Below are 15,289 nucleotides of genomic sequence, written 5' to 3'. Positions count from 1 at the left end.
CGCGGCAGGATAAGATGCCGGCTGTGGAATGTTTGTTAGTAAACTTTATAGTTAGGTAGGGATTTTTTAGAAAGGTGGATATGAACATGGCAGAAACAAAAGCAAAAAAGGAAAGTATCCTGGATGAGATTGAAGATCAGATTCGCACAATTGGAGTTCTGACCAGTGGTGGAGACGCTCCGGGAATGAACGCAGCGATCCGTGCTGTTACAAGGACAGCGCTTTCTAAAGGACTGAAGGTCCGCGGAATCAGAAGAGGATATCATGGTCTTCTGAAAGAGGAAATTATAGATTTATCTGCCCGTGATGTATCTGATACAATTCAGCGCGGAGGTACGATACTCCAGACGGCACGCTGCCAGGCGATGCGTACAGAAGAGGGACAGCAGAAAGCAGCAGCGATCTGCAAGAAGTACGGCATTGACGGACTGGTAGTCATCGGTGGAGACGGTTCTTTTGCCGGTGCACAGAAGCTGTCACACCTCGGAGTCAATACAGTAGGACTTCCGGGAACGATCGACCTGGACATTGCATGTACAGACTATACGATCGGATTTGACACAGCAGTCAACACAGCGATGGAAGCGATCGATAAGGTGCGTGATACCTCCACATCCCACGAGAGATGCAGTATCATCGAGGTTATGGGACGTGATGCAGGCTACCTGGCATTGTGGTGTGGTATTGCCAACGGCGCAGAGAGAATTCTGATGCCGGAGGAGAAGGATTATGATGAGGCAGCACTGATCGCTGACATCATGGCCAATAAAAAACGCGGTAAGAAGAACTACATCATTATCAATGCAGAAGGTGTCGGTGATTCGATCAACATGGCAAAGCGAATTGAGGAAGCAACCGGAATCGAGACACGTGCAACGATCCTGGGACACATGCAGCGCGGTGGAAGCCCGACATGTAAGGACAGAGTATATGCATCTACCATGGGTGCAATGGCAGTAGAGCTTCTCTGTGCAGGAAAGTCTAACCGTGTCGTTGGTTATAAGAACGGTAGATTTGTAGATTACGATATCGAGGAAGCTCTTTCCATGAAGAAAGAAATTCCTTCACATCAGTATGAAATCGCAAAAATATTAGCAATCTAGGAGACGAGCGCATTGAGTATGGAATGTAAAAAAACGGCGCCGATCGGCGTGTTCGATTCCGGCGTCGGCGGGCTTACGGTAGTACGGGAGATGATCAGGCAGCTGCCCAATGAGAATATCGTATATTTTGGGGACACTGCCCGCGTTCCATACGGCAGTAAGTCCCAGAAGACGATCATCCGCTTTTCCGAGCAGATCATTCGTTTTCTGAAAAAGAAGCAGGTGAAGGCAATTGTCATTGCCTGCAATACAGCCAGTGCACTTGCGCTGGAGGCAGTCAGAGATGAATTCGACATACCGATCCTGGGGGTAGTTATCCCGGGTGCGCGTGCAGCGGTGGAAGCGACCCAGAATGCCAAGGTCGGTGTGGTCGGGACGGATGCAACAGTCCAGAGCGGAATGTATACCAAGGTCATCCGCCGGATGAACCCTGGCATCGAGGTCATAGAAAAAGCATGTCCCCTGTTTGTGCCGTTGGTGGAAGAGGGATTTAAGGAGCATCATGTGACCCGGGAGATCATCGACTACTATTTGGATTCCATGAAAAAAACGGATATAGACGCGATGATCCTGGGATGTACCCATTATCCGCTTCTGCGCTCTAAGATCCGTGCCTACATGGGGGATAAGATCCAGATCGTGAATCCGGCGTATGAGACTGCGATGGATCTAAAGAGATTATTAGAAGAACAGGATATGGTCAATGACGGGACAAAGTTACCCCACAGCAGTTACGAATTTTTTGTGAGTGACGCGGCAGAGAAGTTCAGAAGTTTTGCCAATACGGTGATGCCCTTCGACATATCCGAGACAAATGTTGTGAATATAGAAGAATATTAGGGGAAGCATATGACAAAGGATGTATTGGTCAGCATATCAGGAATGCACATGGATGTTGTCTCAGGAATGACGAACCCTGACAACGAGCCCATCGAGGTGGTCACTCCTGCAAGCTATTACTGTAAAAACGGAAAGCATTACGTCATTTACGATGAGGTGGTGGAAGGTGTATCCGGAACCATTAAAAACAAAATAAAGATCACCGGTACAGACAGCGTGGAAATCATGAAGACCGGTATATCCAATGCCCATATGGTCTTTGAGAAGAACAAGAAGAACCTAACTTATTATCAGACCCCGTACGGACAGATGCTCGTGGGGGTGAATACCAGGAGTATGGAGATCAGCGTGACAGATGATAACATCGGCATCAGCGTTGATTACGAATTGGATATCAATCATGAACCATTGGCTGATTGTAAGATTAAGATGGAGATTTATTCAAAGGGGTCAGACCCTTTTTCATAGGGGTCTGACCCCTTTGTAATCCATTGTACAAAAATAACCGCAGCTTTTTGATATTTGTCAGAATGCTGCGGTTATTGTTCTTTAAATTCTTGTTTCTATTTGCTTTTTTTGAATCGTGCAAAGAATCCCTTCTTTTTCTGAGGAGCCTCAAGCGGTCCGCGCAGTCCTCTTACGGCTGTTATGTAGATACCGCTGACAGTTGCTTTGACTTCTTTCTTTACCGGAATCAATGGGAATACTTCTGCATCGCACATCAGTGTCATGATCTTCGGCCCGACCTTGGCTTTTACAACCGGGACCTTGGTACGTCTTAAATACTTGGGAGTATTCTCAACTACGACAGCAGGAAAGCCTGCCTCTTTCAATTTCATCTTGCCCTTATCGATGATCAGCATGTTGACATTCTGTGCAGCTGCTTCCATCTGTTCTTTCTGTGCTGCCTGCTTTTTCTCCGCCTTTTTGCCGAAGAAATAAAGTACGACCAATGCAATGACTAAAAGGACAAGTACAATGAGCATTATCTTTAATCCTAAATTCACGACAAACCCTCCTAAAAATACTCTTTTTCCGCGATTATGCAAGTAGTATTGTACCATTCTTTGGGGGGAAGTGCAAGTGATTTTACCATGGAATAGGGCCAAACTGAATCATTAACGAGGCCTTTCATGACTTTACGATTCGTGGTATAATCAAATATGTTACATACAGACGAAGAAGGAGTTTTAATTTTATGGCAGAAACGTTATGGAATGGATTGGTAACAGCTTATAATTTCGTTATGGATAATCTGTTTATCATCAACATTTTCCTTTCTCTGATCATTATTTTCTTTCAGCGCCGCTCACCTCAGACAGTGTGGACGTGGCTTCTTCTGCTTTATTTTATTCCGATCCTTGGATTTATCCTTTATTTGGTCATTGGACAGGATTTTCACAAAAGCAGGATGTTCAAGGCGAAGGAGATCGAAGGAGAGTTAAAATACGCTGTCCGGCGGCAGGAAGAGACGATATACAGAAAGAAGCTGCGGCTTGCAAATCCGGAGATGGCAAGGTTTAAGGACCTGATTCTATATAATCTGGAGGCAGGAGAAGCAGTACTGACGGATAATAATGATGTGCGGATCTACACAGACGGCAGAGAAAAGTTCAGGGCACTGATTGATGAGATGAAGCAGGCGAAACGCTATATCCACATGCAGTACTACATTATCCGCAATGATGAATTATGGCAGGAAATAGAGCCTGTTCTGATACAGAAGGCGAAGGAAGGGATCGAGGTGCGTGTGCTGTTTGACAGTATGGGCTGCAGGACGATGCACAATAGAGACTGGGAGCGCTTAGAAAAGGGCGGTGTACAGGTTGCTGAGTTCTTCCCGGCACTTTTAGGACAGCTGCAGCTGCGTGTGAATTACCGAAACCACAGGAAGATCGTTGTGATCGATGGCCGAGTAGGCTTTGTGGGCGGGTTTAATGTGGGCAGAGAGTATCTGGGACTGGATAAAAAGTTTGGATACTGGCGGGATACCCATCTGTGCATCGAAGGGGCAGCAGTTACCTCGCTGGCAGTGCGCTTTGTATTGGACTGGAATTATGCGGCAAAGGAAAATCTTTTCCTGCAGGATGATCTGTTTGAAATCCCGGACTATGTCAGGAACGGACACGATCCGGTGCAGATCATTTCCAGCGGTCCTGACTCTCAGACAAAGACGATACATGATAATTATCTGAGGCTGATTCACAGTGCCAAGGATCATATTTATCTTCAGACACCGTACTTTATTCCGGACGATTCTATTTTTGATGCATTGAAGATAGCAAGCCGTTCAGGGATCGATGTTCGGATCATGGTTCCGTGTAAGCCGGATCACCCATTCGTTTACTGGGCAACCTATTCCTATCTCGGGGATATGGTGGCGGCAGGAGCGAAATGTTATGTTTATGATAACGGTTTCCTGCACGCGAAGACGTTAAGTGTAGACGGAATGGTAGCATGTGTGGGAACGGCCAATATGGATATCCGCAGCTTTGGATTGAATTTCGAAGTAAACGCAGTTGTTTACAGCGAAAGAACAGTGCAGCGTTTGGAACGGGCATTTGAAAATGATATGACAAAATGTACTCATGTGACACGAAAGGTATATGACCAAAGAGGATTAGTCATCCGGGTGAAGGAACAGTTTTCCCGGCTTCTTTCTCCACTATTGTGATTTACTTATCCTGTGAAATGGCGGATACTGTGAAAAGTCTATGAACCCCCTTTCAAATAGAGTAAAAATGTGATATAACGGTAAAGTATGCAGACAAGATCCGGTGCAGATAAAGTGGATGATGAAAGGATCTTGTTTGAATAAAGAGAAGACTACATGAGGTGAAAGAATGAAAAAGAGAATATTGGCACTGACAATGAGCGTTTTGATGGCAGCATCCCTGGCAGGCTGCAGCAAACAGCTTTCTAACGAATATATCACGATCAAGCAGTATGACGGTCTTGAGGTACCCAAGGCGGAAGTGACTGAGGTGACGGATGAAGACGTTGAGAATGTGGTACAGAGCAAGCTTACTGCGGCTGCAACGATGGAAGAGATTACAGACCGTGCAGCGCAGAACGGTGATACGGTGAATATCGATTATAAAGGAAGTGTTGACGGAACAGAGTTTGAAGGTGGTTCTGCACAGGGAAGTGACCTGGTGCTGGGATCAGGCAGCTTCATCGGGGCAAATGGAGACTATAAGGGCTTTGAGGAGCAGATCATAGGCCATACGACGGGGGAGACGTTTGATATTACGGTGCAGTTCCCGGAAGGATACCCGGATATGGCGAATAAAGTAGCGGTGTTTAATATTAAACTGAATAAGATCTCTGTCCAGCATGTTCCGGAACTGACAGACGAATGGGTGAAGAAAAACAGCGAGAAATCCAAAACTGTCGAGGAGTATAAAAAGGAAGTTAGAAAAGAACTGGAAGACAACAATAAGGAAAGTATGGAAAATTCCCTGCAGAACAGCGTGCTGGAGGCGCTTGTTGAGCAGGTGGAGGTGAAGAAGTTCCCGAAGAATGCCGTTGAAGAGCAGCTTACTTCGATTGAGGATTACTACAGCCAGATGGCATCTGCCTATGGAATGGAGTTTGCCGATTTCCGTGACCAGATGATGCAGATGTCAGAGGAAGACTTTAAAACAGAGTCAAAGAAGGCTGCCGAGACAGCAGTGACAAGGAAGCTGGCATGTGAGCTGATCGCGAAGAAGAAGAATCTGGAGCCTTCAGACAAGGAGTATGAGAAGCAGATTAAGGAATATGCAGAGGGCTCAGGGGTAGAAGATGTTGAGGAGTTTAAAAAGCAGGTCGGAGAAGACAAGCTGAAGTTTACGGTGCTGCAGCAGAAGGTAGGAGAGTATCTGGCTGATAAATGTATACAGGTTGAGCAGACCGACAGCAAAGAAGAAGCAAAATAACAGTATTTCGACATATTTCGACAAATAAGGACCTGAAAAATGACAAATAAAGTCCTTGCTTTATGGGAATAAATCCCAGTATTATGGATAAAATAACCATATACACAAAGTAAAGGAGGAAAACAGGACATGCAGAAAGTTGAGATATGTTTTCGCCGGCCAGAAGATATTACTGAGTTTGTGGATATTATGAATCAGTATGAATACGATATTGACCTGAAAAGAGGAAGAAATATAGTAGATGCGAAATCCCTATTGGGAGTCATTGCGATCAGTAAGGCAGACGGAATAGAACTTGTCATCCATAGTGATGAGTGTGCGGAGCTTCTGGGAAAGATCCAGGGGTTTGTACGCGGCAGGAAGATAGCATAAGAATGGATCTGATCAAACTTTAAGAGATATGTGCATAGGCTAGAAAATTACTGGAAAGCATAAAGAAAAATGGTTTGTAATTCAATACAAACCCAATTTCTTTATGCTTTTTCTTTATGAAGATTTCTTGCACTTTCCATCATAATAGTGTACATTTGTAATATGTAAATCGGATGATAATACCGGTATGTTTTGGAAGGAGAAATCAAATGAAGAAATCAGATGAAAAGTATGGTGCTTATGTACAGATTCTGAAAGAAGAACTGGTTCCGGCAATGGGGTGCACGGAACCGATCGCGCTGGCGTACGCAGCAGCTAAGGCCAGGGAGGTATTGGGGTGCCTGCCTGAGCGCGTACATATTGGGGCAAGCGGAAGTATCATTAAGAATGTAAAAAGCGTGATCGTTCCGAATACGGACCATTTAAAGGGGATTCCGGCGGCGGCAGCGGCGGGGATCATTGCGGGCCGTCCAGAGAAGGAGTTGGAGGTTATTTCAGAGGTTTCTAAGGAAGAGATCAGACAGATGCAGGAGTTTCTTGATGAAAAGGAGATAAAGGTGGAGCATATTGACAATGGCATCACATTCGACATTGTCGTTACAGTCTCTGCCGGGGAATCTTATGCACAGGTAAGGATCGCAAATTATCATACAAATATTGTTCATATTGATAAGGATGGGGAAATACTTCTGGATATCCCGGTGCTCGGTGAGACAGAAGAAGGATTGACAGACCGCAGCCTTCTGACTGTTGAAGGCATCTGGGATTTTGTACAGACAGTGGATGTGGAAGATATCCGTGATGTCCTGCAAAGACAGATCGATTATAATACAGCGATCGCTAAAGAGGGTCTCAGCGGGGACTATGGCGCAAATATCGGAAGCGTTATTATGGATTCCTATGGGGATGATGTCAGAAACCGTGCAAAGGCCATGGCGGCTGCGGGCTCGGACGCAAGAATGAACGGGTGCGAGCTTCCGGTCATCATCAATTCAGGTAGTGGGAACCAGGGGATGACCTGCTCTCTCCCGGTGCTGGAATATGCAAAAGAGCTTCAGGCAGATAAAGAAAAGATGTTCCGTGCCCTGGCATTGTCTAACCTGGTGGCGATCCATCAGAAAACAGGAATCGGACGTCTGTCTGCTTACTGCGGCGCTGTCAGTGCAGGGGCAGCGGCAGGAGCCGGTATCGCGTACCTGTGCGGAGGCGGTTATGAGGAAATTGCACATACGGTGGTGAATGCCCTGGCGATCGTATCCGGCATGGTATGTGACGGTGCGAAGGCATCCTGTGCGGCCAAGATCGCAGCGTCTGTTGATGCGGGGATCCTGGGATACGATATGTACAAGCATGGACAGCAGTTCTATGGCGGTGACGGGATCATCACGAAGGGTGTGGAAAAAACGATCCAGAACGTTGGACGGCTTGGAAAAGAAGGAATGCGCGAGACAAACGAGGAAATTATCAAGATTATGGTAGAATAGCGGGTGCGAATTGCAGACAGTGTGTTTTAGAATGGAGGAATCGGATATGAAACTTGAAAATGAATATCTCTGTGTAGAAATTTCAGAAGAGGGTGCGGAGGTTACAAGGATCTATGACAAGCAAAAGAAGACTGACGTACTGTGGGAGGGAGATCCGAAGTATTGGAAGAGACATTCTCCGGTGCTGTTTCCTAATGTAGGGAAGACTTACCACAATACGGTCCGCATCCAGGGAATTCAATATCCGACTTCCCAGCATGGATTTGCGAGGGACAACACATTTACATGCATTACCTGTAAGGAAGATACCGTACAGTTTCTTCTGCATTCAAACGAAGAGACAAAAGAAGTTTATCCCTATGATTTTGAACTCTATATTACCTATACCCTGAATAAAAATGTGATCAGTGTGCAGTGGAAGGTGAGAAATCCGCTGGATGAGGCGATCTATTTTACCATCGGCGGCCACCCGGCATTTCGTTTCACAGAGGCGGAGGAGAAAAAAGCAGATTACAGCCTTCGGTTTCCGGGAAAAGACAGCCTTCGTTATATCCTGATCGATCCTGATTCCGGCGCTGCCAATGTGGATGAGGTTTTTGAGATGAAGCTTGAGGATCATGTATATCCACTGTCAGAAGAGATGTTTGAAAAGGACGCTTTGATCTTTGATGATGGGCAGATCGAAGAGGTGTGGATCTGTACAAAGGATGGCAGTCCATACGTGGGAATGCGCTGTGAGGGTTTCCCAAATTTTGGGATCTGGTCTGTGAAGGATGCACCTTTCGTATGTCTGGAGCCATGGGCAGGAAGATGCGACGACCGCGGCTTTGAGGGAGACATTTCTGAAAAGCCGGGGATCAACAAAGTAGAGGGCCGGGGGACATTTATGAAAGAATATCAGATCATAGTTGCCTGATTAATAGGGACTGTATCAGCATCCCGGTTTCTTATAATTGAATCAAGTGAAAGATAATACAACCCCCGGTGAGTTCTATCCCCCACCGGGGGTTGTGCCGTGTAAACCCCAATGTTATACTGAAAAAAATCGCAAAAATGAGGGAAAAACATGAGAAAAAAATTAGTCAGTCTTATGTGTATCACGGGACTTACAGTCAGTCTTCTGGCAGGATGTACAGGAAAAGATGCAGAAAAAAAGCAGCAGGCAGACAGTGCGGCAAAAGACTCGGTCATTGTGACCATGCCGGTCACATCTGAGCCTGAGTCGGGCTTTGACCCGGCATATGGCTGGGGGGCAGGGGAACATGTGCACGAACCCTTGATTCAAAGCACTCTGACAACAACGACAAAGGATTTAAAGATCGGGAATGACCTGGCGGTTGATTATCAGGTAAGTGAGGATGGGCTGACATGGACAGTCACTATCAGAGATGATGTGAAGTTTACAGATGGGGAACCGTTAACGGCCCGGGATGTTGCATTCACTTACAATCATTGTAAAGAAAAAAGCACAGTAAACGATTTTACTATGCTGGAGAGGGCTGCAGCAGTCGATGATACAACGGTAGAATTCAAAATGAACAAGCCATTTTCAATCTGGCCTTATACGATGGCCATCGTTGGAATCGTGCCGGAGCATGCCTATGATGAGAATTACGGACAGGCTCCGATCGGTTCCGGCCGTTATATCATGAAGCAGTGGGATAAAGGGCAGCAGGTCATTTTTGAGGCGAACCCGGACTATTACGGGGAGGCGCCGAAGATGAAAAAGGTGACGGTGCTGTTCATGGAAGAGGATGCAGCTCTGGCTGCTGCAATGGCAGGGCAGGTGGATGTGGCCCACACAGCAGCATCCTACAGTGACCAGAGTGTTGATGGTTTCCGCCTGATGAAGGTACAGACTGTGGATAACCGTGGATTCAACCTTCCTGCTGCGAAACCGCAGGAAAAGGATGGGATTACCTATGGAAATACATTTACGGCGGATGTCAACGTCAGAAGGGCGGTCAACATCGGAATTGACCGGGATGAGCTGATCGAAAATGTGCTGAATGGTTATGGGACAAAGGCATACAGTGTGTGTGACAAAATGCCATGGTATAACAGTGAGTGTGAAGTACAGTATGACCAGGAGGGGGCTGAAAAGCTTCTTGATGATGCAGGGTGGAAGGAAGGAAAAGACGGTATTCGCGAAAAAGACGGTGTAAAGGCTGCTTTTACATTGATGTTCAGCAATGGAGATTCCGTGCGCCAGGCACTGGCCGAGGATGTGTCCCGCCAGCTGAAGAAAATCGGGATAGATGTGACAACGAAAGGTGTGGGATGGGATGTGGCTTATGACCAGGCACAGTCTGAGGCACTTGTATGGGGGTGGGGTGCACATACACCCATGGAGCTTTACAACATTTATCATACACTCCCGGGAAAAGGGATCGGACAGGCAGAGTATTCACCATATGCAAATGAAACAGTAGACCAGTATATGGACCAGGCATTGGAATCCGGGACACTGGAGGAATCCTATGAGCTCTGGCAGAAGGCCCAGTGGGACAAAACGACAGGAATCACCCAGCAGGGGGACATCCCGTGGATCTGGCTGTGCAATATCGATCATCTGTATTTTGTGAGAGACGATCTTACCGTGGCAGAGCAGAAGATCCATCCCCATGGACACGGATGGTCCATTGTAAATAATGTGGATCAGTGGTCCTGGGAATAAAAGTTTTGAGTCAGGAAGGGAGGAGAAGGGATGGAGCGGCGTTTGGGAAAACGCATCGGAAATAAAATGATACGCATGATGCTGCTGGTCATCGCAGCCAGTATCCTGACATTTACGCTGATGAAAGCGTCCCCTGTTGATCCCCTTCAGGCAAATGTGGGGCAGGCTGCGCTTGGGAGCATGAGCCAGGAGCAGTTGGAGAAGCTTGAGGAATACTGGGGAGTGGGTACGCCTCCTGTAAAACAATATCTGGAATGGGCCTCTGATTTTATCAGAGGCGACATGGGTACCTCTCTTCTGTACCGCCGGCCGGTGTCAGAGGTGATTGCGGTGAAGCTTAAGAACTCACTGCTTTTGATGTCTGTGGCCTGGATATTATCCGGGATTCTGGGATTTTTCCTTGGTGTGGTCTCGGGAATGAATCACGGAAAATGGATCGATAAGCTGGTAAAGGGGTACTGTCTATTGATATCCAGCACTCCTGCATTCTGGCTGGCCCTGCTGCTCTTGATGGTTTTTGGTGTCTGGCTTAGGGTTCTGCCTGTGGGCTTAAGTGTGCCCATAGGGGTAGAGGCGGCCGGGGTTACATTGGGGGACCGTATCTATCATGCTGTCCTGCCGGCAATGACCCTGAGTATCACAGGGGTATCCAATATCGCACTTCATACAAGGGAGAAAATGATCGGGATCATGGACAGTGATTATGTACTGTTTGCAAGAGCGAGAGGGGAAAAGGGATGGACCTTATTTAAAAATCATGGCTTTCGCAACGCCCTGCTTCCTGCGATCACCCTCCATTTTGCGGCAATCAGTGAGATATTTGGCGGTTCGATTTTAGTGGAGCAGGTGTTTTCTTATCCCGGGCTGGGGCAGGCAGCAGTATCAGCAGGGCTGGGGAGCGATATGCCTCTTCTAATGGCGATTACGGTCATCAGCGCATTGATCGTATTCGGGGGAAATATGGCTGCCGATATACTCTATGGAATCGTAGATCCCAGGATCAGAAAAGGGGGAGCAAAAGGATGAGAAACAGCAGGATGGGACACAGGAATCAAAGAGAGCGTTTGCTGCCCTGTCTGATAATCAGCGCCGTGATCCTCCTGGGGGTCTGTATCGGCGGATTTTTTTGTGCCCAGCCGGCCCAGGCAGTGGATTTTACCAGAAAAAATCTGACCCCTGGGTTTCCTTATCTTTTCGGGACGGACTGGATGGGGAGAGATATGCTGGCTAGGACGCTTAGGGGGATATCGCTCAGCATTATGCTTGGAATCCTGGCGGCTTTCGTGAGTGCATGTATCGCCCTGCTTCTGGGGATCGCAGCTGCGACACTGGGGCGGACAGCGGATGCCGTGATCACATTTGTGATCGATCTGCTGATGGGGATTCCTCATATCCTTCTTCTGATCTTAATATCAGTGGCATTGGGAAAAGGCTTTTGGGGTGTCGCCTGGGGTGTGGCATTGACGCATTGGCCGTCTCTGGCCAGGCTGATCCGGGCGGAGGTGATGCAGCTTAGGGAAAGTCCATATATCCAGATTGCCGGGAAGCTGGGGAAAAGTAAATGGTATATCGCTAAAAAACATATGCTGCCCCATCTTCTGCCTCAATTTCTAACGGGTCTGGTGCTTCTGTTTCCCCATGCGATCCTGCATGAGGCGAGCGTAACATTTCTGGGCTTTGGATTATCGTCGGAACAGCCTGCTATCGGGATCATCCTATCAGAATCAATGAAATACCTTGTAACGGGAAAATGGTGGCTTGCCGTATTTCCGGGGGCAGCTTTGGTGCTGGTAGTCGTCCTTTTTTATGTGGCGGGAGAAAATATTAGAAAACTCACAGATCCGGGCAGTGTGCATGAATAACATAAAAAGGCTCGGGAGAATAGGCATAAGGCAGCGGAAAACATGTGGTGTATAAGCATCTTATTATAGAAGGAAGAGGAGAAGGAAAATGCCGGAGAAGAGTGGTGCGGCAGGTAGAGAGCTTATCTTAAAGATTGAACATCTGAATATTTCCTTTCGGCAGTACGAAAGCGGAGTGCGCCAGAAACAGCTGGATGTGATCCGCGATCTGGATGTGGAGATACGGGAAGGGGAGATGGTGGCGGTTGTCGGTTCCAGTGGTTCCGGCAAAAGCCTGCTCGCTCATGCGGTTCTCGGCATCCTGCCTTACAATGCGGCCCGGGGAGGAAGGATCGTTTATCGGGGTGCTGAGCTGACCCGGGAGCGCATCGAAAAGCTTCGGGGCAGCGAGATCGTGATGGTACCACAGAGTCTGTCCTATTTAGACCCGTTAGTGAAGATCGGGAAGCAGATAAAAAAGGGCAGGAAAGATCCTGAGACTGTGAAGAAGCTGAAACATATTTTTAAGAGATATGATTTGAAAGAGGAGGTAGAAGCATTATATCCTTTTGAGCTGTCCGGGGGGATGAACCGGAGGATCCTGATTTCTACGGCGTTGATCGAGGAACCGAAGCTGGTGATCGCTGATGAGCCGACTCCTGGGCTGGACCTAAAGGTGGCAGAGCGGGCCATGGGGCATTTTCGGGAATTGGCGGATATGGGGGCAGGAGTACTGGTTATCACCCATGACCTGGAGCTGGCTCTAAAAACCGCGGACCGGGTAGTTGTATTCTACGCAGGATGCACTGTCGAGGAGGCGGACCGGGCGGATTTTGAGAAGGAGGAGGATCTGCGTCATCCTTATACAAAGGCGCTTTGGAGGGCCCTGCCTCAGCATGGTTTTCAGTTTATAGAAGGGGTGCAGCCATATGTCATGGATATGCCTGAGGGATGCCCTTTTTCGCCCCGCTGTAAAATGTATACAGAAGAATGTAGATCAGATATCCCGTACCGCGAGCTGCGCGGCGGCCGGGTACGCTGCCTGTATGCAAAATAGGAGATCACGATGAAATTAGAATTGAAGCATTTATCTTATCAATATAAAAGAGATGGTACGAAAATACTCGAGGACTTCAGTATGACAGTGGAAGATACGGAGAGGGTCGGCCTGACTGCACCCAGCGGATACGGGAAGACAACACTGTGCAAATTGATCTCCGGCTATTTAAGCCCGGATGAGGGGGAGATCCTGCTGGATGGGGAGCCTTTGTCCTCCTTTCAGGGCTACTGTCCGATCCAGATGATCTGGCAGCAGCCGGAGCTTGCGGTGAATCCTCGTCTTAGAATGAAGGAAGTGATCGGGGAAGGAGACCGAATCGAGGGACGGATCTTAAAGGAACTTGGGATCGAAGAGGCTTGGCTGAACCGATTTCCGGCAGAGCTTTCCGGCGGCGAACTGCAGAGATTCTGCCTGGCCCGTGCGCTGGGGGAAAGGACGCGATTTCTGCTGGCAGATGAGATCAGCACCATGCTGGATCTTATCACACAGAGCCAGATCTGGAATTTTCTCTTAAAAGAAGTGGAGCAGAGGAGGATCGGACTGATCGCGGTCAGCCACAATCAGGCGCTTTTGGAAAAAGTATGCACAAGACAGGTGCACCTGGACACAAAATAAATAGAAGTGCATCTTGTGTTAACCTCAAATTTAGCAAGAAGGAGCCGGAAAAATCGGGAATATAAAAGATTTTTCCGGCTTTTACTGTACAATTGGTTAAAAATATGCTAAAATCATGCTAATACAAGTAAAACTTTACCAGAAAGGTCATGTGTCGTCGTGTTTGATAAAATATTTGGTGTAGATGGACTGTTATATCGGATTTTGAATAAATTAGTAGATCTTCTCCTTCTGAATGTGGTATTCTTAGTTACCTGTATCCCGGTCTTCACTATAGGGTGTGCGGTTACAGCATTGTATGGCACAACGAGGAGCATGGTGAAGGAGGAAGGATATCTGATCAAAGGATATCTGAAAAAATTCAAGGAGAATTTTAAGAAGGCAACGATCGTCTGGCTCGTTATGCTGGCAGTACTGCTGGTACTTGCGGCAGATTTTTGGATACTGGGTGGAGGAAGATTGGGATCACTGCGCTGGGTGAAGGGAATCCTCATGGCAGTTTTGGTTTTGTGGTTTATGATCTTTAGCTATGTTTTCCCTCTGATGTCAAAGTTCGAAAACACAGTGAAAAATTCTGTAATGAATGCCCTGATCATTTCCATGACCCGGATTATTTTTACGGTTCCCATTCTGCTTTTAAACATACTCCCGGCGGCGATCTGTCTGATCGGCGGGAAGGTGCTGTTATATGGTATCACCTTTTATCTTGCGGTGGGATATTCAGCGACAGCATATATAAATACTTATATTCTGGAGCACGTTTTCAAAAAGTATATTAAGGAATAGGCACGGTCTATGATGAAGAGGATAAAAGATTTTTTACGGAAACACTGGGGGAAGCTCTGCATTGCCTTTTTGTGTACTGTAGTTGCAGGATATTTTGTGAATATCATTTTTTTCGAAAACAAGAAGGATGTGCTCACTGTTCTGGTCTTACAGACAGAGGTTGACAGAGAAGTACTGACGAATGAGCTGCAAAAAGCGGTTGCTGTAAAGCAGGGTGAGGAAATTTCGATACAGACCTTAGATTACAGTAATTCAATGAATCAGGGTACTGCGGTTACCTGGCTCAGATCAGGGACGATAGATCTGATCGTTGGAAACAGAGAGCAGATGACGGCCTTTGGACAGCACGGATACTTAAAAAGACTTGAGGGGATGGGGGATTTAGCGGAGAAGGAAAAGTTTAGGTGCGGGACTGCAGAATTTGATGACGAGGGGAATCTTATACGTGCCGGGGGGAATGACTGGGTCGGCGTATTTCCCGGCCGGATCGCAGGCATAGATTCGATGGATTCGCCGGTGATAGCCATCGTTGAGAATGCACCGAATAAAGAAAATGCTTTTAAAACGCTTGAAATGTTTTGCAAATAGCAC

The 15,289-nt window shown here is 47.2% G+C and carries 16 protein-coding genes; 15 read left to right on the top strand and 1 reads right to left on the bottom strand.

Going from position 1 to position 15,289, the window contains the following annotated elements; translation table 11 throughout:
- Positions 1-86 precede the first annotated feature (86 nt).
- From pfkA to AC4OGX_RS02555, 3 genes are read left to right on the top strand one after another with little or no spacing between them, the layout of a single operon-like run.
- Positions 87-1,103 carry a 6-phosphofructokinase gene (gene pfkA, locus AC4OGX_RS02565; protein WP_493328249.1) on the top strand — a complete coding sequence of 339 codons (1,017 nt, stop codon included), beginning with the start codon at positions 87-89 and terminating at the stop codon, positions 1,101-1,103.
- Between the two features lie 18 nt (positions 1,104-1,121).
- The gene (gene murI, locus AC4OGX_RS02560; protein ID WP_493328248.1) at positions 1,122-1,943 is read left to right on the top strand and encodes a glutamate racemase; all 822 of its coding nucleotides are present in this window, start codon (positions 1,122-1,124) and stop codon (positions 1,941-1,943) included.
- Between the two features lie 9 nt (positions 1,944-1,952).
- A complete protein-coding gene (locus AC4OGX_RS02555; RefSeq protein ID WP_493328247.1) occupies positions 1,953-2,411 on the top strand; it encodes a YwiB family protein in 459 nt (152 codons plus the stop codon).
- A gap of 95 nt (positions 2,412-2,506) precedes the next feature.
- On the opposite strand, the gene AC4OGX_RS02550 is transcribed toward AC4OGX_RS02555, so the two are convergent.
- Complete coding sequence (locus tag AC4OGX_RS02550) at positions 2,507-2,929, bottom strand: hypothetical protein (protein WP_493328525.1); 423 nt, start codon at positions 2,927-2,929, stop codon at positions 2,507-2,509.
- Positions 2,930-3,141: 212 nt separating this feature from the next.
- Here AC4OGX_RS02550 and cls point away from each other — a divergent pair, with 212 nt between their 5' ends.
- The 12 genes from cls (at position 3,142) to AC4OGX_RS02490 (ending at position 15,286) form a co-directional block, all read left to right on the top strand.
- Positions 3,142-4,617 carry a cardiolipin synthase gene (cls, locus tag AC4OGX_RS02545; protein WP_493328246.1) on the top strand — a complete coding sequence of 492 codons (1,476 nt, stop codon included), beginning with the start codon at positions 3,142-3,144 and terminating at the stop codon, positions 4,615-4,617.
- A 169-nt stretch (positions 4,618-4,786) separates the two neighbouring features.
- On the top strand, positions 4,787-5,863 hold the full coding sequence (tig, locus tag AC4OGX_RS02540; protein WP_493328245.1) for a trigger factor: 1,077 nt from the start codon (positions 4,787-4,789) through the stop codon (positions 5,861-5,863).
- 129 nt (positions 5,864-5,992) lie between these two features.
- Positions 5,993-6,235 (top strand): HPr family phosphocarrier protein, encoded by a 243-nt coding sequence (locus tag AC4OGX_RS02535; RefSeq protein ID WP_493328244.1) that lies wholly within the window; start codon positions 5,993-5,995, stop codon positions 6,233-6,235.
- 209 nt (positions 6,236-6,444) lie between these two features.
- Positions 6,445-7,719, top strand: a complete 1,275-nt coding sequence (locus tag AC4OGX_RS02530) for an L-cysteine desulfidase family protein (RefSeq protein WP_493328243.1) — start codon at positions 6,445-6,447, stop codon at positions 7,717-7,719.
- 46 nt (positions 7,720-7,765) lie between these two features.
- Entirely contained in the window at positions 7,766-8,635 is an 870-nt protein-coding gene (locus AC4OGX_RS02525; protein WP_493328242.1) for an aldose 1-epimerase family protein, read from the top strand.
- 150 nt (positions 8,636-8,785) lie between these two features.
- Entirely contained in the window at positions 8,786-10,396 is a 1,611-nt protein-coding gene (locus AC4OGX_RS02520) for an ABC transporter substrate-binding protein (protein ID WP_493328241.1), read from the top strand.
- Between the two features lie 30 nt (positions 10,397-10,426).
- Positions 10,427-11,422, top strand: coding sequence for an ABC transporter permease (locus AC4OGX_RS02515; protein ID WP_493328240.1), 996 nt, complete (start codon positions 10,427-10,429; stop codon positions 11,420-11,422).
- On the top strand, positions 11,419-12,258 hold the full coding sequence (locus AC4OGX_RS02510; RefSeq protein WP_493328239.1) for an ABC transporter permease: 840 nt from the start codon (positions 11,419-11,421) through the stop codon (positions 12,256-12,258). The genes AC4OGX_RS02515 and AC4OGX_RS02510 overlap by 4 nt, the downstream gene beginning before the upstream one ends.
- Positions 12,259-12,346: 88 nt before the next feature.
- Positions 12,347-13,294, top strand: coding sequence for an ABC transporter ATP-binding protein (locus AC4OGX_RS02505; RefSeq protein ID WP_493328238.1), 948 nt, complete (start codon positions 12,347-12,349; stop codon positions 13,292-13,294).
- 9 nt (positions 13,295-13,303) lie between these two features.
- Positions 13,304-13,912 (top strand): ABC transporter ATP-binding protein, encoded by a 609-nt coding sequence (locus AC4OGX_RS02500; RefSeq protein WP_493328237.1) that lies wholly within the window; start codon positions 13,304-13,306, stop codon positions 13,910-13,912.
- Positions 13,913-14,116: 204 nt separating this feature from the next.
- Positions 14,117-14,698, top strand: coding sequence for a YesL family protein (locus AC4OGX_RS02495; protein ID WP_493328236.1), 582 nt, complete (start codon positions 14,117-14,119; stop codon positions 14,696-14,698).
- A 9-nt stretch (positions 14,699-14,707) separates the two neighbouring features.
- Entirely contained in the window at positions 14,708-15,286 is a 579-nt protein-coding gene (locus AC4OGX_RS02490) for a hypothetical protein (protein ID WP_493328235.1), read from the top strand.
- The last annotated feature ends 3 nt before the right edge of the window (positions 15,287-15,289 follow it).

The sequence above is a fragment of the Faecalicatena sp. genome, assembly GCF_058819085.1.
This window is presented reverse-complemented; position numbering and strand designations above follow the sequence as displayed.